This window comes from Mesorhizobium sp. M0621, from assembly GCF_040320745.1.
Taxonomy (GTDB): domain Bacteria; phylum Pseudomonadota; class Alphaproteobacteria; order Rhizobiales; family Rhizobiaceae; genus Mesorhizobium.
The window spans coordinates 1-735 of record NZ_JAMYQF010000140.1 but is presented as its reverse complement, the minus strand read 5'-3'; the positions used below and the strand labels follow the sequence as shown (position 1 = coordinate 735).

General features: G+C 60.5%; 1 protein-coding gene. It reads left to right on the top strand.

The window, feature by feature from the left end; genetic code table 11:
• Positions 1 to 115 precede the first annotated feature (115 nt).
• Positions 116 to 735 (top strand): DUF4372 domain-containing protein (locus NKI38_RS33490; protein WP_352665162.1); only part of this gene is annotated, 620 nt, incomplete at its 3' end.

Below are 735 nucleotides of genomic sequence, written 5' to 3'. Positions count from 1 at the left end.
GCAGGGCTGTCCGGGGAAAGTTTTGAGTGAATCGAAATGCCGCATGTGCATGCCCCGTAAAACGGGGTTTGTCCGTCTTCTCTCTGGTTGTCGAGACTCAGAAAAGGAACGGGGCATGCGCTTTGCACCTAGCATCTTCGGGCAGCTTCTTGAAGCCATGGATCGCCGTCAATTCCAAGCCATTGTGGATCGTCACGACGGCGATGCCTACGACAAATCGTTCAGGAGTTGGGATCATCTGGTGGTGTTGATCTATGCCCAGTTCTGCGGCAGCGACAGCCTGCGTGGCCTGGAAGCCGGTTGGAATGCCAACAGCCAGCATCATTACCACCTGGGCAGCGGTCCGCTGATGCGTTCGACCTTGTCGGATGCCAACAGACGGCGCCCGGTCGCCATTTTTGCCGAGGCCTTCAGCCTGGTGGCGGGCCTGCTCGACCGGCAGACGCGGCAAGAGGGTAAAGAAATGCTGCGGCTGATCGATTCGACCCCCATTCCGCTCGGCAAGCTGTGCGAGTGGGCCAAGTCGAACGGACGCATCCGCGGCATGAAGGTCCATGTCGTCTATGACCCGAAGGCCGACCATCCGCGCGTCCTCGACATCACCGACGCCAACGTCAACGACGCCCAGATCGGCCGCCGGATCACCATCGAGCCCGCGGCGACCTATGTGTTCGACAAGGGCTATTGCCACTATGGCTGGTGGACGGCGATCGCCGAGGCCGGGTCGGTCTTCGT